Here is an 18844-nt window from a genome sequence, read left to right on the forward strand (position 1 = left end):
ATCATGGTCAAGGTTCGTGAAAGTTACGCGGCTACCGACGATGGCCGCATCGATGTCGCCGCCTGGGTGGACCATATCGGCTCGCAGCAGCCTCTGGAGGATCCGGGGCAGCTGATCCGTGCCTGTGAGCGCAGCCTCGCCATTGACCAGAAGGCCGCTCACGAGGACCGGCTCTGGGCGCCGGGCGCCAGCAGCTTTGAAACCGGACTGGAAATGGCGCAGATCCTGACAGAGCTGCGTCTGGACCAGGAGACCCTCGTCGCCGCAGTTCTCTACCGGGCTGTGCGCGAGGAGCGGATGATGCTGTCCGAGGTGGAAGCGGACTTCGGTTCGGCCGTGTCCGGCCTGATTGACGGCGTTCTCAGGATGGCATCCATTTCCACACTCCATACGCCGCTCAAGGGCAACGTACTCGGTCAGAGCCAGGGCCAGCTTGATAATGTCCGCCGGATGCTGGTCACCATGGTGGACGATGTGCGGGTGGCGCTGATCAAGCTTGCCGAGCGCACCTGTGCCATTCGGGCGGTCAAGGACGCGCCTCCCGAAAAGCGGCTGCGCGTTGCGCGGGAAGTGTTCGATATCTACGCGCCCCTGGCGCACCGGCTGGGCATTGGTCATATCAAGTGGGAACTGGAGGACCTGTCCTTTCGTTACCTGCACGAGTCTGCCTATAAGAAGATCGCCAAGCTCCTCGACGAAAAACGCCTGGACCGGGATGCCTACGTCAAGCGTGTCGCGTCGACGCTCCAGACCGAATTGGGCAACGCGGGCATCGAGGCGGATGTGGCCGGTCGTGCCAAGCACATCTACAGCATCTGGCGGAAGATGCGGCGCAAGGGGATCGATTTCTCCGAGGTCTACGATATCCGTGCCTTGCGGGTCCTGGTTCCGGAGGTGCGGGACTGCTATGCGGCCATCGGGGTTGTTCACGGGCTCTGGCGCCATATTCCGCACGAGTTTGATGACTATATTGCCAACCCCAAGGAAAATGGTTACCAGTCGCTGCATACGGCTGTTGTCGGGCCCGAGGGCAAGACCATGGAAGTGCAGATCCGGACCCACAGCATGCACGAGGATGCGGAGCTTGGCGTCTGTGCCCACTGGCGCTATAAGGGGACGGATACAAACCGCTCCGAGGCGGGTTACGAGGCCAAGATCAACTGGCTGCGCCAGGTCATCGAGTGGCAGGAGGAGCTGGGTGATGTTTCGGGACTGGTGGATCAGCTGCGCAGTGATGTGGGCAGTGAGCGCATCTATGTGTTCACGCCCGAGGGGCATGTGGTGGATATGCCGCGCGGAGCCACGCCCGTGGATTTCGCCTACAAGATCCATACGGAAGTTGGCCACAAGTGCCGGGGCGCCAAGGTCAATGGGCGTATTGTGCCGTTGACCTATCAACTGCGCACTGGCGATCAGGTGAATATCCTCACCACCACCGAAGCCGCCCCGAGCCGCGACTGGCTGAATCCGGGACTGGGCTATATCCAGACGTCCCGCGCCCGGGCCAAGGTCACGCACTGGTTCAAGATGCAGGACCGGGGGCAGAACATTTCGGATGGGCGCCTGGTGCTGGAGGACGAGCTGGGGCGCCTGTCCCTGCGGGACCTGGATCTGGACGATCTCGCGCGCAAGGTGAACTACCAGTCCGCCGATGATATGTTTGCTGCTGTTGGAGCGGGGGATCTCAAGCCTGTCCAGGTGGTGAATGTTGCCCAGGAAATCCTTGAACCGCGTGATCGGCAACTGGATCTCCGACTGCCGCGGCTGCGGGGGCGCTCGGAAAGTCGGGGAGACCCGGACGTCCGGATCCAGGGTGTGGGCAACCTCAAGACCAACATTGCCCGCTGCTGCGCCCCGGTTCCCGGCGACCCCATCGTGGGTTATATCACCGTCGGGCGGGGCGTCACCATCCACCGGGATGACTGCATGAACCTCCTGCAGCTGCGCGAACAGGAGGCCAATCGGATCATTGAGGTGGACTGGGGTGAGGATGCCGAGGCCCGCTATCCCGTTGATATCGAGATCCAGGCCTATGACAGGGAGGGGCTGCTGCGGGATATCACCTCAGTCCTGGCCAACCGCAAGACCAATGTCCTGTCCCTGCAGACCCAGTCGGACGTGGATTCACACACCGCCACCATTGCCCTGACGGTGGAGATCAGCAACATTGAGCAACTGTCACAGCTGCTGGCCAAAATCCGTCAGCTGAGCAACGTGATGGATGTGCATCGTCGGCGTGACAGTTGAACTGTGGGAGTAACCGATGAGCAGCCAGTATGATGTGCAGGACCTGCTTGAGCTTATGGATCGTCTCAGGGACCCGGAAACCGGCTGTCCCTGGGACCTGAAGCAGGACTATCGCAGCATTGTGCCGCATACGGTCGAGGAAACCTATGAGGTGGCCGACGCCATTGAGCGCGGTGACCTGGCACATCTTCCCGATGAGCTCGGAGACCTGCTGTTCCAGGTGGTGTTCTACGCGAGGCTGGGCAAGGAAGAGGGGCGCTTTGACTTCGATGCCGTGGTCGATCAGGTTACCCGCAAGCTGATACGCCGCCATCCGCACATCTTTCCGGACGGGACTCTGGAGAGCCGGCCTGCGTCCGTCGATGGCATGACGGACTCCGATGTGCTCGTGAACTGGGACCGGATCAAGGCCGAGGAAGCGAAAGCGCGCGGGGAGGAACCTGGGGGTGCCGATGACGCGCCCGCGAGTCAGCTTGATGACATCACGCCCGGACTGCCCGCCTTCCAGAAAGCGGCCAAGCTCCAGAAGCGGGCCGCGAAGGTGGGCTTTGACTGGCCGGATACGGGCATGGTCTTTGAAAAGCTGGCGGAGGAGAGCCGGGAACTCCGGGCCGCCTACTCGGCCATGAAGGATGAAACGGATACCGATGCCGTGGAAGACGAGCTGGGGGACCTGCTCTTCGTGGCGGTCAACCTCAGCCGTTTCCTTGGTGTGGATGCCGAGCAGGCGCTGCGCCGCTCCAACCGCAAGTTTGAGAGACGCTTCCGCCGCATGGAAACCATGCTGGCGGAAGAGGGCGTGGAACTCGCCGGTCAGCCGGTCGAGCAGCTGGAGCTTTTCTGGCAGGACGCCAAGCAGCGGTCCGACGCCGATACTCCGGAAGACGCCTGACGCCTTCGCATACGTACAATCCGTTACCTTGGGCCCCTCACGCTGTTGACCCCAATCAACTACAGTAGGGGATAGAAGTCAGGTATCTACGGAGGCAGTCATGCGGCTTAAGAATCTTGTCAATTACTGGGATCAGCACGCCCGAGGTCGTTTGGCGAGTGATCGTATGAAGGTCCGTATCTCGGATGGGGACCAGGAGGCCCTGGATGCCCTGGCGCGTCAATATCCGCTGAAGTCCCGGGAGGACCTGCTGCGCGACCTCATGTGCGCGGCGCTGACCGAGCTGGAAGCCTGCTTTCCCTACCGCGAGGGAACCCGTGTTGTGGCGCGGGATGAGGATGGCTTCGAGATCTATGAGGATGCCGGCCTCACCCCGCGGTTCCTGGATCTCTCCAAGAAGTACATGAAGGAACTCAAGAACGGGTCCCGGGTGGCCTAGCCACCCTCAGCGCTTGCTCCCCGGGTCCGGGAGATCCGAGAGGGCGGCATTGAGCAGGTCGCTCAGCAACTCCTCCTCAGAATAGTCCGGGTAGAGCTCCGCCAACGCTCTGAGCCGGGCTGCATCCTCAAGCGTCACCGTCATCTCGTACTCGTGTTTGCGTTCTTCGTCGCAGGATTTTCCGGTTTCCCATTGATTGGGCAGGTCGGCGATTTTCATGGTCTTGCGTCTCTCCGGTCATGATGGGGCATACTGCACCCTGAGGCTTGCTCATAGCGTAGCACGGCCCGCCACTATTGTTGACCGGATACAGGGAACCGACCTTCATGACAGAGCTCCATCCCGCGTTGCGAGAAAATGTGCGCCTGTTGGGCGAGATCCTCGGCGATTGCATCCGCGAGAAACCCGGCCCCGAATGGTTTGAACGGGTGGAGGAAGTACGTCAGGCGGCCAAGTCCGACCGTATGCAGGAAAGCGGCTCGGGGCAGCGCCTTGGTGAGCTTCTCAGCAGCCTCACGGATGACCAGCTTGTGCCGGTGACCCGTGCTTTCAACCAGTTCCTCAACCTTGCCAACCTGGCGGAGCAGTACCATGGCATACGTCGTCACAGGGATGAGGAGACCACGGTGGAACCCGTACGCCAGACCCTGGCGCGCCTGGCCCGTCAGGGTGTAAGCCCGGAGCGTCTGCATGAATGCATCCGCGACATGCGCCTCGAATTCGTGTTGACGGCCCATCCGACCGAGGTGGCCCGACGCACCCTCATCATGAAATACGACGAGATGTCCGCCTGCCTGGAGCGTCTGGACCGTGACGACCTTCTGGATGAAGAGCTCGAAGCCGAAACGGCAAGGCTGCGCCAGCTGATTACCCAGGCCTGGAACACGGACGAGATCCGCCATGAACGTCCGACTGCCGTGGATGAAGCCCGCTGGGGCTTTGCTGTGATCGAAAACAGCCTCTGGGAAGCGCTGCCGGATTTCCTGAACCAACTGGATGGGGCCCTGTGGGAGGAGACCGGAGAGCGGCTCCCCCTGTCCGCCAACCCCATACGCATTGCCTCCTGGATGGGCGGCGACCGGGATGGCAACCCCAACGTCACGTCGGAGGTGACCCGGGAAGTTCTGCTGTTGAGCCGTTGGATGGCTGCGGATCTGTTTCTCCGGGACCTGCAGCGGCTGCGGGCGGAGCTGTCCATGTGGGAGGCGACGCCTGAGCTCCAGGAGCGTGTTGGCGGGCACAGGGAACCCTATCGGGCGCTGCTTTCGGAGTTGCGTGATCGTCTCAGTGCGACCCGGGACTGGGCGGAAGAGGCCGTGCGCCACAATGTTGCACCCGATGACCGGGTGTTGCTCAATTCCGCGGACCTTATTGAGCCGCTGCAGCTGTGTTACGACTCCCTCCGGGCCTGTGGTATGGAAAGCGTTGCGGAAGGCCCGCTCCGGGACACCCTGCGCCGGGCCTATTGCTTTGGGCTCGAACTGATCCGCCTGGATATCCGCCAGGAGGCCAGCCGCCATACCCAGGCCATTGCCGAAATACTGAAGCACCTGGGGATGGGCGACTACGAGAGCTGGTCCGAGGCGGATCGTCAGGCGTTCCTGATCAAGGAACTGGAGGGCGCGCGCCCGCTGGTCCCGAGACACTGGGAGCCGTCCCCGGAGACCCGCGAGGTGCTGGATACCTGCTCGGTCATCGCCCGTCAGACGCCGGAAGCCCTGGGATCCTATGTGATTTCCATGGCGGCCCAGCCCTCGGACGTACTGAGTGTCATCCTGCTGCTGCGCGAGTGCGGCATGAGCCATAACATGCGGATCGTACCGCTGTTTGAAACACTGAAAGATCTGGAGTATGCCCCGCAGGCACTGACGTCGCTTCTTGAGCTCGACTGGTATCGCCAGTACACCGGGGGTCAGCAGGAGGTGATGATCGGCTATTCCGATTCCGCCAAGGACGCTGGCCAGATGATGGCCGCCTGGGCCCAGTACCAGGCTCAGGAGCAGCTGACCGACGTGGCGCGGCGCTACGGCGTTCATCTGACGCTGTTCCACGGTCGGGGCGGCACTGTGGGGCGAGGCGGTGGACCCGCCAACCAGGCTATCCTGTCCCAGCCCCCGGGTTCGGTGAATGGCAGTCTGAGGGTGACGGAGCAGGGCGAGATGATCCGCTTCAAGTTCGGGCTTCCCCGGATTGCCCACCAGAGCCTTACTCTATACACCAGTGCTGTTCTGGAAGCTTCTGTAGCGCCGGCACCGGATCCTGCTCCGGAGTGGCGCGAGACCATGGATCACCTTACGCAGGAGGCCGTCCAGTCCTATCGGGCCCTGGTCCGTGATACGCCGGAATTCGTGACCTATTTCCGCCAGGCAACGCCCGAACAGGAGCTGGGAAAACTGGCCCTCGGCAGTCGTCCCGCAAGGCGCAAGCCCACCGGCGGTGTTGAGAGTCTGCGGGCCATCCCCTGGATTTTCGCCTGGACCCAGATGCGCCTCATGCTCCCGGCCTGGCTCGGCAGTGATGAAGCGCTTGGTAATGCACTGAAGGCTGGTCATGAGGACCAGCTCAAGGAGATGATCCGGCACTGGCCCTTCTTCCGGACCCATGTCGATATGCTGGAAATGGTGCTGGCCAAGGCGGATCTGCGGATTGTTCACTATTATGAGCAGAAGATGGTCGAACCCGAACTGCGGCCATTGGGGGAAAACCTGCGTGAACGCCTGTCAGCCTGCGTGGAGGCGGTGAAACGCCTCAAAGGGCAGACCGAACTCCTCGAGGACCAGCCGGGTTTTGCGCATTCCATGAAGGTCCGCAACACCTACACCGATCCACTTCATTACCTGCAGGCGGAGCTGCTCCATCGGGACCGCGAGGCCGCGGGCCGCGTACCGGAGAACGTGGAAAAGGCCCTGAAAGTGACGATGGCTGGCATTGCGGCGGGTATGCGCAACACTGGATGACGCCTGGACACCTGATTTGCCACACCCGGCTTGCTACGTATAATGAGCAGTTCCAATCCGCAACGACCGGCCCCAGAGGGGCCAGCAAGCCAAGGGGAGCGAACAGCTATGCGAATTATTCTGCTCGGTGCACCAGGAGCGGGGAAAGGAACCCAGGCCGCCTATATCACGGAAGCCTTTGATATTCCCCAGATTTCCACCGGTGACATGCTGCGCGCTCAGGTCAAGGCCGGCACGCCTCTGGGTAAGAAAGCGGAAGAGGTGATGGCCTCCGGTGGCCTGGTGTCCGACGATATCATCATCGGCATGCTCAGGGACCGGGTGGCCGAGGATGACTGCAGGAACGGCTACCTTCTGGACGGCGTCCCCCGCACCATCCCCCAGGCCCAGTCCCTGCGCGACGAGGGCGTCAAGATTGACTATGTGGTTGAGATTGCCGTGGACGATGAGGAAATCGTTGAGCGCCTGTCCGGTCGCCGGATCCACGAACCCAGCGGCCGTGTCTATCACGTTACCCACATGCCGCCCAAAGAGCCCGGGAAGGATGACGTGACCGGGGAGCCCCTGGTTCAGCGCGAGGACGATAAGGAAGAAACCGTTCGGAACCGCCTCAACGTCTATCACAAGGAGACGGAGCCGCTGGTCAGGTTCTATCAGGATTTTGAAGCCAAGGATCCCGAAAATGCGCCGCACTATGTGCGCGTTGAGGGCGTCGGCTCCACGGAGGAGATCCGCGACCGGATCATGGCCGCCCTGCGTGGCTGAGTAATCCTCTGATGGCGCGATTGCTCGCAGTTGATACCTCCGCCCAGCGGGGGTCGGTGGCGCTGGCTGTTGATGGTGAGGTCATCGTCGAACACAGTGACGAGCCGCGCTCCCATACCCGCCTGCTCGAGCCCATGATGAATCGTCTCCTGGCTCGAGCCGGCCTGTCTCTCAATGACCTGGATGGTCTTGCTTACGGTCGTGGGCCGGGGTCCTTTACGGGGCTTCGGATCACTGCCGGGTTTGTCCAGGGCATTGCCTGGGGGCTGGATTGCCCGGTTGTTCCGGTTTCCTCGCTGGCGGCGATGGCCCTCTCGGTCAGTCCCGGCAGTGGCTCTGTGCCCGTGGCGTCCGCGCTGGACGCGCGCATGGGTGAGGTCTACTGGAGCTGTTACCGCGTTTCTGCCGACCGGACCCTGCAGGTGCTCGTTGATGACTGCCTTCTGCTCCCCGGCGACCTCTCTCTGCCTTCAGTGGCTGACCATGATTCCTGGGTCGGCGTCGGAACCGGCTGGCAGTACCATGAGGCTATTCCCGAGGCGCTGATGTCGGCGATGACGTCGATTGACGCGGATGCCATGCCTGATGCGGCTGATGTGGCAAGACTCGCGCTTCCGGAGCTGGCGCGCGGGAATACCGTTGATGCGGCGGCCGTGCAGCCTTCCTACATCCGCGATGATGTGGGATGGCAGAAGACGCCGGGCCGTTAGCGGGTCGGTTACTGAACCGGCTATACTGGACGGTGTTAACAGATACCCTGACAACCAACCCGCGTAAGGGGCAGTGTTCCAATGACCGGCCGTGTTTCCGGCGACATTCCCCTCTCGGTTGCCGCCATTGATAAGGTTCTGATGCCCTATGCCGAAGCCCTGGCCAACAGGCTTGGGGTGAATCTTCTGCCCTATGCTGTACCGGAGCCGCGTCGTCATGATAACGCCGCGGTGCTGCTGGTATTCGGCTTTGACGGCCTCTATCTCCAGAAAACCGGGAAGAAGGCGCCTGGCCCGGTTATGGTTGACTGGGCCAGCGGCAAAAACGCCCATCGCCGTCGCCAGGGCGGCGGCGAACTGGTGGTCAAGGCCGTGGGCGCTGCCCGTGCCACAAGACCACTCACGGTGATTGATGCGACCGCCGGGCTGGGGGAGGATGCCCTGGTCCTGGCCAGCCACGGCTGCCATGTGACCATGCTGGAGCGTTCCGCCGTGATGGCGGAACTGCTGGCGGATGGCATGCGACGCGCTGCGGGTGATCCGGAACTTGCGCCGGTGCTTGAGCGCATGAGGCTGCTGGGTGACAACGCGGTGAACTGGCTGCGGGATCATCCGGAGGCGGCGGACGTGGTCTATCTCGATCCCATGTTCCCGGAGCGACGCCAGTCCGCCGAGGTCCGCAAGGAAATGCGGATCTGTCGGGATCTGGTGGGTGACGACGCCGACGCGGGTGAGCTGCTTGAGGCGGCCCTTGCCGCCGCGGGCCACCGGGTCGTGGTCAAGCGTCCACGCAAGGCCGAGGCACTCCCCGGCCCATCACCGGCCTCATCCGTGGTCGGACGCAGCAGCCGGTTTGACATCTACAGCCGGCGGGCGCTGCCCTGACCGGTTCGATGGCTACTGTTCGGACTGTTCCGGTACCGGTACGCTGACGTTGGTTACCTGCAGGATGGACTGGCGAAGCTCCGAACTCAGCACAAGTCGGGCCTCCTCCGCGACTTCCTCCAGTCCTGAACGGTAGGAGAGACGGCCTTCGTCATCGGTCTTGAGAATGCCGTTCGCCTGTAGGTTGGCGATGAAGTTCCGGAACAGGGTCTTGTCGAAAAATTCCGGCGCATTCAGGCCAAACAGCACGGACACGCGTTCCGCCAGCAGTGTGGACTGCTCCTCCAGCTCCTCGGCGGTAATCGCGTTGGACCCGAACTTCCTGAGGATCGCGATGCTCAGGTAGTAGCGCTGCAGCGTCTGGATGATCCCGTGAGAGAGGATGCTCAGGCGGACCACGTCCGCGGTGCCGGGCGCGGGCCGGTAAAGGAGGTTGCCCTCGGCCACCAGAAGCCCTTCATCCACCAGGCGGTCAATCCAGTCATTGAGTATCCCGTCGATGGAGGCCGGGTCCCACCGCAGGAAGAGTTCCGACCGTATGTAGGGATAGATGGAGCGGGCCAGGAAAATCAGGCGTTCGCGTTCCAGGGAACTGTTGTTCTCGAACAGGCTCGCGATCAGTGCCGGAATCGCAAAAAGATGCTGCACGTTGTTCCGGTAGTAGGTCATCAGCACCGCATGGCGCCCCTCCAGCATGATGATGTCGCCCAGCCTCTGGCGACGGCGGACAATCAGGCCCATCTTCTCGTTATAGGCAATCCAGTCCGCTCCGCTTCCTTCCGGGAAGGTCATCCGGTCGCTGTAGGGCTGTTGGCGGAGAAGGTTGCACAGATCCTCCATCAGCTGGGCCAGCAGGCGTTCGTCCATGGCCAGCCGCTCGGTGGCGAGCATGACGGTGGCCAGCAGGTTCACCGGATTGAGCGCGGCGGCCTCGTTGATGCGTGTGACCGTCTGCCTGGCGAGATCATTGACCACCGAGGGGAGCCACTCGGGCCTGTAGTCTTCATCATAGCTCTCGGTGCGCCAGCCCGGTCTCTGCTCGTCGAGCACCTCTGCGAGCTGGATGGGCTGCCCGAAGTTCACCGAGACCTGGCCAAAGGAGCGCTTCAGGTTCCGTACCGAGCGCACCAGGCCGAGCAGCCCTTCCTTTTTCTTGCGGGTGCCCTGGAGCTCGCCCAGATAGGATCCCCCTTCCAGGACCTTTTCATAGCCGAAGTAGACGGGGACGAACACAATGGGCTTGCGCGGATCGCGCAGGAAACTGCGAACCGTCATCGAGAGCATGCCGGGCCGTGGCTGCAGGGTCCGGCCGGTACGGCTGCGCCCGCCCTCGACGAAATATTCAACCGAGAAACCCCGGGTGAACATCACGTGCATGTATTCATTGAACACCGCCGAATAGAGCGGGTTATCCCGAAAGCTGCGGCGCATGAAAAAGGCGCCGCCGCGTCTCAGCAGGGGGCCGATGATCGGCATGTTCAGGTTGATGCCAGCAGCGATGTGCGGTGGCATCAGACCGTTCTTGTAGAGAACATAGGACAACAGCAGGTAATCAATGTGCGAGCGGTGACTGGGCACATAGACAACGGCATTGTCCTGGGCCGCTTCCTGGGCGGTTTCGATGTTGTTGATCCGGATCCCGTCATAGAGACGGTTCCAGAGCCAGCTGAGTACCACCTCCAGAAAGCGGATGGTCGCCATGGAAAAGTTGGAGGCAATCTCGTGGGCATATTTCAGCGCCCGGTCCCGGGCTTTGAGCCGGGGGATGTTTTCGTGCTCCGCGGTTTCACGGATAGCCTTTTTGACCGGCTGGCTGCGCACCAGGGAGTTAACCAGGGTCCGCCTGTGGGACAGGTCCGGTCCGATGACGGCCTGACGGACGCGACGGAAGTGGACCCGCAGAACGCGCGCGAGTTTGCGCTGGGCCAGCTCTTCGTTGGGGGATTCGGCAATGGCGTCTTTCAGCGAGAACGGCCGGCTGAACTGGACGAAGAGGTTTCGGCCGTGGATCAGGATGGTGAAAAACTTCTGCAGCGGCCCGGTGACCGACCAGCTGTCGGCCAGGATGATCTTAAGCAGCGAGCGCTCCTTGTCCGGGGAACGTCCCCAGAAGAGCGAGACCGGCACGATCTGGACATCCAGCGAGGGTTCGTTGACGCTCAGGTTTACAAGCTCCCTGAGACGAGGCGTCATGGTCGGCGGTTGCCGCCGCCGCCTGATTCGTACGCGGCGGTAATAGAGGAAAAAGAAAGACCGACGCGGGCCTCCCGGGACACTCAGTCGCTGCTCTGCTGATGGCAGGCCGGCCCGCCTCAGTTCCTGCTCCAGAACCAGGCGGCTGGAAAGGGAATTGTGCTGGATGACGTAGCAGACCGGCTTTTCCGGATCCAGGTCGAGCTGGTCGCGGCTGGCGCCGACCACTTTGCTGCGGACCCACAGGTAAAGAAATTTGCGCAGCAGAGTTAATAGGAGGCTCGTCAATCCCGTCAAGGAACGCATTCCAGCTCCCGAGTCGTTGGTGTTGAGTGCAGCTTACAGCAGGCCAAGTCTACTTGCTCGCGAAGTCGGGGCAAAGTATAAAGCGGCTCCTGCCTTGTGGGGTCTTCGGGGTGGGATTATAGTTCGTGCATGAGTGAAATCACGGAATTTGTAGCGGAACCGTTACCAGAGGCGCCAGCCGAGCATGACCGTATCCTTCTGTTCGATGACGCCTTCAACCTCTGTCCCAGCCCCGATGGCGGTATCTGGTGGCCCCGTGAGGGGTTTGCCGGGATTGTCCCGCCTCCGGAACTGCTGCCGGTGGGACGGATTGGTGAACGCCGGGTTCTGGCTGCCCGCGTTGGCGATGAGCGCGAGGATGCCCTGTCGCTGCGGTCGCTTTTCGGTGAAACCGATGCGGCGGAACGCGCGGCGCTGGGGGCGGCAAAGCAACGACTCCAGTGGGTCTGGGATCACCGTTTCTGTGGCCGCTGTGGCCGGCAAACCAGGTGGCATGAAGGCGAGTACGCGCTGTATTGCGCCCATTGCGAGCGCCGACATTATCCGCGCTTGTCTCCCTGTATCATCATTGCCATACGAAACGGGGACTGGCTGCTTCTGGGGCGGAGTCACCGACACCCACCGGACCTCTGGTCTCTGATTGCCGGCTTCATCGAACCCGGGGAATCGGCAGAACAGGCGGTGGCGAGGGAAGTGGCGGAGGAAACCGGGATTGCGGTAACGAATGTCCGTTATCAGGGCTCGGAAAGCTGGCCTTTCCCGCATCAGTTGATGCTGGGTTATGTGGCCGATTTTGCCGGTGGGGAACTGCAGCGTGCCGAGGATGAACTGGCCGGGCTGGATTGGTTCCATCGTGATGCGTTGCCGCGGGTGCCCGGCGACTGGACCATTGCCGGGCGGTTGATCCGCCTGGTGGCCGGGGGGGAGTCGGATGCCTGAGGGTCGTCCGCGTATCCTGCTGTTTGACAGCGGCATGGGCGGGCTGAGCATCGCCCGTTCTCTGTGGCGTCATTTACCCGGCCTCGGCATCGTGTATCTCGCTGATAATGCCCGATTTCCCTATGGCGACCGTTCCGAGGGCGAAGTGGTTGAACGCTGTGTGGCTCTTGTGGAACATACCCTGGCGGAATACCCCTGTGATGTTGTCGTGGTTGCCTGCAACACGGCGAGCACAGTGGTCCTCCCGGAACTCAGGGCTCGGATTGGCCAGCCCGTGGTCGGCGTTGTGCCGGCGATCAAGCCTGCCGCTGCCATGAGCGGCAACCGTCGAATCGGGCTGTTGGCGACGCCAGCGACGGTAGACCGACCCTACCTGCAGCGATTGATTGATGATTATGCCTCGGACTGCGAGATCATCCGTGTGGGCAGTTCCGAGTTGGTTCGACTGGCGGAGGACAGTCTGGAGACGGGAGCAGTTGCCGGGCACCGGGTCGAGCCCATCCTGGCTCCGTTCATTCGCGGTGGCGTTGATACCGTCGTCCTGGGGTGTACCCACTTCCCACTGATTCGTGAGTCCCTGATGGCGGCCATGCCTGGAGACATTGCCTGGGTGGATTCCGGAGGAGCTATTGCCCGTCGGGTGGAGCAGCTTCTCCGTGATATGGGAACCGCGCACGTAAGCGGGCGAAGCGCGATGGAGGCGTTTTTGCTGACCGGCGCGGCGCCATCAGGCCTGGAGGCCTGGATGGACCGTGCCGGCACTGAGCACGGCGTTGAAATGCCGCGTCAGAGCAGCCGAGTCAGCTTGAACATGGCGAGAAACTCAAGCATCGGCAAAGCGGGGCGGTGACAGCAGTATGTCTTTTCAACGTCGCCCCGGAACCGAGACTTGGTGAACTCGAGCCCCTTGAAGTTATAGAACATGTTGCCGTGCTGATAGACCTTCCGGCAAAGTCCCTTGAGCATGCGGCTCTCCTGGGGCTCATTCTCGTCATGGAGGCTCAGCGGGATCAGACCCAGGTCCAAATAGGGCACGCCTTCGGCCTGGAAGACTTCCATGGCGTGTGCCATCACGGCATAGAAAATACCCTGACGGAAATTGGCATTGGCCCGGGAAATATTGGGCACGTAGCTGACGATCTCGTTTCTGTAGTAAATCGGGTCAAAGTAGATGAAGCCAACCGCCTTGCCATCCTGATAGGCATAGAAATGGCGCTCGTTTTCCCGGTATTCCATGTGCATTGGCCGGATCAGGAAGCGGATTTCCTTGCTTTTGACCTTGCGGGTCTTGATCCAGGCGTCGGAAATCTCGCGGGTGTGGTCATCACTGAAACGTTCCTGAACGGTAATGCCCGCCTCTTCCGCGCGGTTGAGCGCCGTCCGGATCACCTGCTTCTTCTTGCCCTTCAGCGACCACTTGCTGAGATCGACCCGGGCTTCCGAGCCGAACTGGGTGCCGTAGTAACCGAAGCGATTGGAGAGAATGTCCACAACCGGGCGTGATACCTGGATGTAGGAGACATTGGAGACGCTGCGCTCGAAACGTGAGATCAGGAATTCACGATGCTCTGGGGCGCACACCGGGTCGGAAAGCACGAAGTTCATGCCCCACTTCTTCATGTAGCCGATGTAGCCAACGCCCGGCACGTCGAAATAGTGCATGCCCGGCTGCAGAGTGGAAAAGGATTGCGAATGCCCACCGTGCTGCTTCAGCAGATCCACGCGTTCCGCAAAGGACATGGGGCCTTCGGGGAGGTCGTGGATGCCATCAAGGGTCAGGGTCTGGTGTGTCATGGTTCTGTTCCTCCTGTGCCGGCCCCGATGGGCAGCGATTCATGCTTCTTTTTATTCCGTTCTAACCACGCTTCTCGGCGAGAATTGACCAGTAACAGTTGATGTTCAGCAGTGAGAAACGCTTCTTGTCGCGAATTTCCAGGCCGAGGTTCTCCAGATGCTCCGGGTAGTTGTAGACCTGGTGGAAGGCGTTGTTGGTGAACAGCCAGAAGATGAAAACCGCGGTGTACCAGTAGGCCTTCTTGAAGAGTCGCGCCAGGATGTTGCCCGTGGGGTAGATGAAATCGCCCACGACCAGTTGGGCGCGTGGCTTGCCGAGACTGATCAGGTGCCTGAGTACCTCGACCATCCTTGGTTCATCGAAGACATTGAGGAAGAAATTGGCGACCACCATGTCATAACTCTCATGTTCATCGATGTTCATGATGTCGTCATGGATGGTGCGAACACTGAGTTCGGGCGCTTCCGATTCCAGCAGCTCGCGGAACTTGCGGAGCATGGTTTCCGACAGGTCGACGACGGTTACATCCGCGCCGAGCTGTGCCGCCCGCAGTGCATCCCGTCCGTGGCCAACGCCCGCAATGAGGATACGATCTCCGGGTTTGACGTTGTTGGCATCCAGCATTGCGGTCTTACAGTCCTGAATGCTTTTGCCGCTGTATAGATTGCTCAGAAAATCGTAAACCGGGCCGATGTGCTTGTATTTGTCCTGCATGGTCGGTACTGCCAGCCTTGTTTTGGGTCTGTCGGAGGAATGGGTGCGTCTCCGAATGTGATTCCATGCTAAACAAGGGCAAGCGTTACTGCTGTGTAACAGGCCGCATTTTTATGGTGCGCGAGTTAACGGAATGGCCAAAAAAACCAAAATTAATCAATAAATTATTATGATTGTCAGACAATACGTTAGGGTAATGTTCTACAATCGGTTTGGGTGGGAGGGCAGGGTGGACCCGTCAGCTTACTCCTGAATAGCGGGCCAGGGGGGCCTTGGCGGAGGGCAGTTCAAGCCAGTCGACCGGGCGGGCATCACCGAAGTAATAGCCCTGAACACTGTCACACCCGAGCTCGCGCAGGTAGCTCAGCTGTCCCTGGGTTTCCACGCCCTCGGCGATGATGTCGAGCTTGAGCCCGCGCGCCATGGCGACAATGGCATTGACGATGCAGGCGCCTTCCTCGCCGTGGCGGATGTCCCGGATAAAGCTCTGGTCCACCTTAAGGGTATGAATGGGCAGTCGGTGCAGATAATTGAGGGACGAGTAACCGGTGCCGAAGTCATCAATAGCAACCCGTACGCCATAACTCGAAAGCTGGTCCAGCTTGCGGCTGATCGGTTCAAGATCGTTGATGATCATGTTCTCTGTGATCTCAATCTCAAGCTTTTCCGGAGGCAGGTCATAGTAGTCCAGCTTCTGGAGCAGGAGCTCCACGAACCTGGGGTGCTCAACCTGCATGGGAGAGAAGTTGACGGAAAGGCGCAGGTCCTCGTCCGCATCCCTGAGCCAGGGTCTCATCTCGCGACAGGCCGTTGCCAGCACCCACTCGCTCAGGTCTCCAATAAGGCGGGTCTCCTCCGCGAGGGGCAGGAACTCGCCCGGGTGAAGCAGCCCGCGTGTGGGGTGCTGCCAGCGTACCAGTGCCTCGAAACCGCGGCACAGTCCCGTTCGCAGGTTGACCTGGGGTTGATAGAACACGCGAAGCTCGCCGGCCTGGAGCGCCCTTCGGAGGTCCCGTTCCAGGCCCAATCGATAGGTTGTGTTGACGTTCATGGATTCGCTGAAGAACTGGTACCCGTCCTTGCCGCGCCCCTTGACGTGGTACATGGCGACGTCGGCCTGCTGGACCAGCTCCTCAAGGCCCGACCCCGAATCCGGATACATGGAGATGCCAATGCTTACACCGACGAACACCTCGTGTTCACCCAGCTTGAAGGGCGTTTTCAGTGCGTCCATCAGTTTGCGGGCAATGGTGCGGGCATCTTCGGTGTTATGGATTTCGGGCAGCAGCAGGGTGAACTCATCCCCGCCAAAACGGGACAGGGTGTCTCCCTGGCGAAGGCAGCCTTCCAGGCGCTGGGTGACGGCCTGTAACAGACGGTCCCCCATGGCATGGCCCAGGGTGTCATTAATGACCTTGAAACGGTCCAGGTCGATGAACATTATCGCCAGTTTCTGATGGTTGCGTTCGGCCTGGGAGATGCTCAGGCCCAGGCGATCCTTGAACAGGGCCCGGTTGGGGAGGCGGGTCAGCAGGTCATGGTAAGCCTGGAAGTTGATGAAGGCTTCCGCTTCCTTGCGTTCGGTGATATCACGGGCGGTACCGTAAATCTGGCGGATATGGATGCCGTTTTCCGCCTCCTTGGTGACCGGAAAGGCCGTTACCTCAAAATGGCGGTTGCCGCGGGCGCTGCCACGGGACTTGAGGCGAAGTTCAATGGTTCTCGGGTTCTCGGCCGAAATTGAGGGATCCCGGAATGCCCAGTCCGCACGCCCCAGATCCTGGTCCTCAATCAGGTGCCGGATGTGGCGGCCCTGAAGGTCGGACGGCCGGTATCCCAGAAGGCTTTCCACCTTACTGTTGAGGAACTGGAAATGCCCCCAGCCATCCAGCATGAAGACGATGTCTGGGGAGCTGTTGACTATGTAGCGGTGCAGCTGCTCGGACTGGTGGAGCCGGGACCGGGCCTCTTCGTGGGACTGTTCGAGGTTCCGGGTTTCAAGGACGCTGGCGACGGTCGCCGTGAGTTCCTCGGCGTCGTAGGGTTTTCTCAGGTAATCGTAGGCGCCGCGACGCAGTGCACGGCTGATGGACTTGAAAGACGTGTCGCCACTGATAACCACCACGGCCGTGTCGATGCCGCTGTGATGCATGAAGGTGATTACGTCCTGGCCATGCATGTCGGGAAGGCGCAGATCCAGAAGCACGAGTCCATACTGACCCGTTAGCAGTTTCTGGCACGCCTGTTCGCCCGTAGCGGCCATGTCGGCTTGATGACCGTGATGCTGGAGCAGTTGCGTGATGCTGGCAAGCACATCCTGATCATCATCAACAACCAGCAGGGATGCCTGGCCTGCGGACGTTGTGCCACTGTTATCGTTATTATCGAGGCTCATGGCAGTACATTGTTTATCAGTTGCCCGGGGCAACAACCGGATTCTGCCTCCGGATGGATTCAGACAGGTATTCTAGTTGTTTGACACATCAGGGCGAGGAGCAACCCTTTAAACTTTGAATCCCGTCTCACTTTATCTGTTATTCCGAAGCGTAATTCAGACCTCTTCAAAATGAAAGGCTTGATTGAGCAAGTTGAATTTCCACTCAAGGAAACGAATCGAATCACCGGAAATAACAACTGATCAGTTCGTGATGCAGTTCTGTCCTCCGTTGATCAATCGGCGTACAATGCTGCCAGTGCGGTTGGCAGTAGCTGCGGTGTCATATGGGCCAAAACAAGAATCATTCCAGCGCAGTAAGCCGCCACGGGAATAATGCAGAGCAGGGTGGAACCGAGCATGCCCCGCTGACTCTGGCAGTGACCGGCGGCAAGGGCGGTGTGGGAAAAACCCAGGTTGCGCTTAATCTGGCGCTGGTGCTGGCAAAGCAGGGCTACCGGACCCTGCTGCTTGACGGCGATGTCGAGCTGGCCAACGTGAACGTCATGCTGGGTGTGTATCCGGGGATGACGCTTGAGCATGTTGTGCTGGGCGAGCGCACCCTGGATGAGGTGCTCCTGCCGGTGACGGAAAACCTGGATCTGTTGCCTGGCGCTTCGGGGGTTCCCGGCTGCCTGGAGATGGGGAGTCAGGATCGCGAGACCTTCCTGGAGAACCTGGCCAATCTTGAACGGCGGTACGACCGGGTCATTATTGACACAGCGGCCGGCCTCACCAGCCAGGCTCTGCACATGGTGGCCGCGGCGCACCTTGCCACCATTGTCGTAACACCGGATCCCACCTCGATGACCGATGCCTTTTCGCTGGTCAAGGTGCTTCACCGGAAGGGGTATCGGCGCACCCCCAGCGTAATCGTCAACATGGCCCGGGGTGCCACTGAAGCCCAGACGATATACCGTCGTTTTTCCGCGGCGGTGTCACGCTACATCGGCGTGCAGCTCCACTATCTCGGGGCAATCTGGCGGGACGAGACTATTGCCCAGTCCATCACCACACAGCGGCCGGTGGCCATGATGGCCCCGGAGGACCCGTCCTGCCGTCAGTTCTGGACCCTTGCTGATATGCTTACTGTCCGCTGGTCCCAGGGGGTGCAGCCGGCCAATGGCTTTGCGCGCTACTGGGCACGGCTTGTACGCCGTCGCCACCAGCGCCGCCAGACAGGGGAGGCCGCTGGAAGGCAGCCATCCAGCGAGGCCTCAATCAATGAGTGGTTGAACCATTTTCGGGAGCGTCTTTCCAGCAGCCGGGATGATCCCCTGCTCCAGTATCGCCTGATCACAGGGGTGCTTGAAGCCCTCGGCGAGGAGATCGACGAGGATCGTGTTGAGGCACTGCAGACGGGGCTTGCCGCGATGAACTGGGATGCGGCGAGTAATCCTGTGCGCCGCAGTGCAGCCGCCCACTTCGATCAGCTTGCCCGGTATGTTGCTCCGCCCGGCGGGACCACTCCCGAGGAAGCAATGGCTTTAAGCAAAGGCAATGGCTCATCCCTGGACCGTCTGCTCAGCAGTATCCGCGAGAACGATTGAAGCCTGTTGGCGGAAATT

Annotated in this window: 15 protein-coding genes; 10 read left to right on the top strand and 5 right to left on the bottom strand. The window is 60.8% G+C overall.

Features of this window, described 5'->3' with window-relative positions:
* Window positions 1-3 precede the first annotated feature (3 nt).
* From relA to DES49_RS12350, 3 genes are all read left to right on the top strand, one after another.
* The gene (relA, locus tag DES49_RS12340) at window positions 4-2247 is read left to right on the top strand and encodes a GTP diphosphokinase (protein ID WP_133736731.1); all 2244 of its coding nucleotides are present in this window, start codon (window positions 4-6) and stop codon (window positions 2245-2247) included.
* A gap of 16 nt (window positions 2248-2263) precedes the next feature.
* Complete coding sequence (gene mazG, locus DES49_RS12345) at window positions 2264-3139, top strand: nucleoside triphosphate pyrophosphohydrolase (protein WP_133736732.1); 876 nt, start codon at window positions 2264-2266, stop codon at window positions 3137-3139.
* A gap of 100 nt (window positions 3140-3239) precedes the next feature.
* Window positions 3240-3578 carry a pilin assembly protein gene (locus DES49_RS12350; RefSeq protein ID WP_133736733.1) on the top strand — a complete coding sequence of 113 codons (339 nt, stop codon included), beginning with the start codon at window positions 3240-3242 and terminating at the stop codon, window positions 3576-3578.
* 6 nt (window positions 3579-3584) lie between these two features.
* Here DES49_RS12350 and DES49_RS12355 read toward each other — a convergent pair whose 3' ends face one another.
* Window positions 3585-3797 carry a hypothetical protein gene (locus DES49_RS12355; protein WP_133736734.1) on the bottom strand — a complete coding sequence of 71 codons (213 nt, stop codon included), beginning with the start codon at window positions 3795-3797 and terminating at the stop codon, window positions 3585-3587.
* A gap of 107 nt (window positions 3798-3904) precedes the next feature.
* Here DES49_RS12355 and ppc point away from each other — a divergent pair, with 107 nt between their 5' ends.
* From ppc to DES49_RS12375, 4 genes are all read left to right on the top strand, one after another.
* Complete coding sequence (ppc, locus tag DES49_RS12360; RefSeq protein WP_133736735.1) at window positions 3905-6535, top strand: phosphoenolpyruvate carboxylase; 2631 nt, start codon at window positions 3905-3907, stop codon at window positions 6533-6535.
* A gap of 108 nt (window positions 6536-6643) precedes the next feature.
* Window positions 6644-7300: an adenylate kinase gene (gene adk / locus DES49_RS12365; RefSeq protein ID WP_133736736.1), complete on the top strand. Its 657-nt coding sequence runs from the start codon at window positions 6644-6646 to the stop codon at window positions 7298-7300.
* Between the two features lie 11 nt (window positions 7301-7311).
* Window positions 7312-8010, top strand: coding sequence for a tRNA (adenosine(37)-N6)-threonylcarbamoyltransferase complex dimerization subunit type 1 TsaB (gene tsaB / locus DES49_RS12370; protein WP_133736737.1), 699 nt, complete (start codon window positions 7312-7314; stop codon window positions 8008-8010).
* A gap of 81 nt (window positions 8011-8091) precedes the next feature.
* A complete protein-coding gene (locus tag DES49_RS12375; RefSeq protein ID WP_133736738.1) occupies window positions 8092-8895 on the top strand; it encodes a class I SAM-dependent methyltransferase in 804 nt (267 codons plus the stop codon).
* Between the two features lie 12 nt (window positions 8896-8907).
* On the opposite strand, the gene plsB is transcribed toward DES49_RS12375, so the two are convergent.
* On the bottom strand, window positions 8908-11394 hold the full coding sequence (plsB, locus tag DES49_RS12380; RefSeq protein WP_133736739.1) for a glycerol-3-phosphate 1-O-acyltransferase PlsB: 2487 nt from the start codon (window positions 11392-11394) through the stop codon (window positions 8908-8910).
* A gap of 129 nt (window positions 11395-11523) precedes the next feature.
* Between plsB and nudC the strand changes: the two genes are divergently transcribed.
* Both nudC and murI read left to right on the top strand, forming a co-directional pair.
* Complete coding sequence (nudC, locus tag DES49_RS12385; protein WP_133736740.1) at window positions 11524-12333, top strand: NAD(+) diphosphatase; 810 nt, start codon at window positions 11524-11526, stop codon at window positions 12331-12333.
* Window positions 12326-13183 (top strand): glutamate racemase, encoded by an 858-nt coding sequence (murI, locus tag DES49_RS12390; RefSeq protein ID WP_133736741.1) that lies wholly within the window; start codon window positions 12326-12328, stop codon window positions 13181-13183. The genes nudC and murI overlap by 8 nt, the downstream gene beginning before the upstream one ends.
* On the opposite strand, the gene DES49_RS12395 is transcribed toward murI, so the two are convergent.
* From DES49_RS12395 to DES49_RS12405, 3 genes are all read right to left on the bottom strand, one after another.
* A complete protein-coding gene (locus DES49_RS12395) occupies window positions 13120-14127 on the bottom strand; it encodes a DUF2156 domain-containing protein (protein WP_133736742.1) in 1008 nt (335 codons plus the stop codon). The two genes, murI and DES49_RS12395, sit on opposite strands and share 64 nt — an antisense overlap.
* A gap of 61 nt (window positions 14128-14188) precedes the next feature.
* Window positions 14189-14842, bottom strand: coding sequence for a class I SAM-dependent methyltransferase (locus DES49_RS12400; protein ID WP_133736743.1), 654 nt, complete (start codon window positions 14840-14842; stop codon window positions 14189-14191).
* Window positions 14843-15080: 238 nt separating this feature from the next.
* Window positions 15081-17237: a putative bifunctional diguanylate cyclase/phosphodiesterase gene (locus tag DES49_RS12405; protein WP_133736744.1), complete on the bottom strand. Its 2157-nt coding sequence runs from the start codon at window positions 17235-17237 to the stop codon at window positions 15081-15083.
* 326 nt (window positions 17238-17563) lie between these two features.
* On the opposite strand from DES49_RS12405, the gene DES49_RS12410 reads away from it, so the two are divergent.
* A complete protein-coding gene (locus DES49_RS12410) occupies window positions 17564-18826 on the top strand; it encodes an AAA family ATPase (protein WP_133736745.1) in 1263 nt (420 codons plus the stop codon).
* Window positions 18827-18844: the final 18 nt, after the last annotated feature.

The sequence above is a fragment of the Halospina denitrificans genome (genome assembly GCF_004364635.1).
Lineage (GTDB): Bacteria > Pseudomonadota > Gammaproteobacteria > Pseudomonadales > Oleiphilaceae > Halospina > Halospina denitrificans.

Bases quoted from the DNA above. Each gene is read 5' to 3' on its own strand.
- DES49_RS12350 (WP_133736733.1), top strand. From the start codon at position 3,240: ATGCGGCTTAAGAATCTTGTCAATTACTGGGATCAGCACGCCCGAGGT.
- ppc (WP_133736735.1), top strand. From the start codon at position 3,905: ATGACAGAGCTCCATCCCGCGTTGCGAGAAAATGTGCGCCTGTTGGGC.
- murI (WP_133736741.1), top strand. From the start codon at position 12,326: ATGCCTGAGGGTCGTCCGCGTATCCTGCTGTTTGACAGCGGCATGGGC.
- adk (WP_133736736.1), top strand. From the start codon at position 6,644: ATGCGAATTATTCTGCTCGGTGCACCAGGAGCGGGGAAAGGAACCCAG.
- DES49_RS12375 (WP_133736738.1), top strand. From the start codon at position 8,092: ATGACCGGCCGTGTTTCCGGCGACATTCCCCTCTCGGTTGCCGCCATT.
- relA (WP_133736731.1), top strand. From the start codon at position 4: ATGGTCAAGGTTCGTGAAAGTTACGCGGCTACCGACGATGGCCGCATC.
- DES49_RS12405 (WP_133736744.1), bottom strand. From the start codon at position 17,237: ATGAGCCTCGATAATAACGATAACAGTGGCACAACGTCCGCAGGCCAG.
- DES49_RS12355 (WP_133736734.1), bottom strand. From the start codon at position 3,797: ATGAAAATCGCCGACCTGCCCAATCAATGGGAAACCGGAAAATCCTGC.
- DES49_RS12410 (WP_133736745.1), top strand. From the start codon at position 17,564: ATGGGCCAAAACAAGAATCATTCCAGCGCAGTAAGCCGCCACGGGAAT.
- tsaB (WP_133736737.1), top strand. From the start codon at position 7,312: ATGGCGCGATTGCTCGCAGTTGATACCTCCGCCCAGCGGGGGTCGGTG.
- DES49_RS12400 (WP_133736743.1), bottom strand. From the start codon at position 14,842: ATGCAGGACAAATACAAGCACATCGGCCCGGTTTACGATTTTCTGAGC.
- nudC (WP_133736740.1), top strand. From the start codon at position 11,524: ATGAGTGAAATCACGGAATTTGTAGCGGAACCGTTACCAGAGGCGCCA.
- DES49_RS12395 (WP_133736742.1), bottom strand. From the start codon at position 14,127: ATGACACACCAGACCCTGACCCTTGATGGCATCCACGACCTCCCCGAA.
- plsB (WP_133736739.1), bottom strand. From the start codon at position 11,394: ATGCGTTCCTTGACGGGATTGACGAGCCTCCTATTAACTCTGCTGCGC.
- mazG (WP_133736732.1), top strand. From the start codon at position 2,264: ATGAGCAGCCAGTATGATGTGCAGGACCTGCTTGAGCTTATGGATCGT.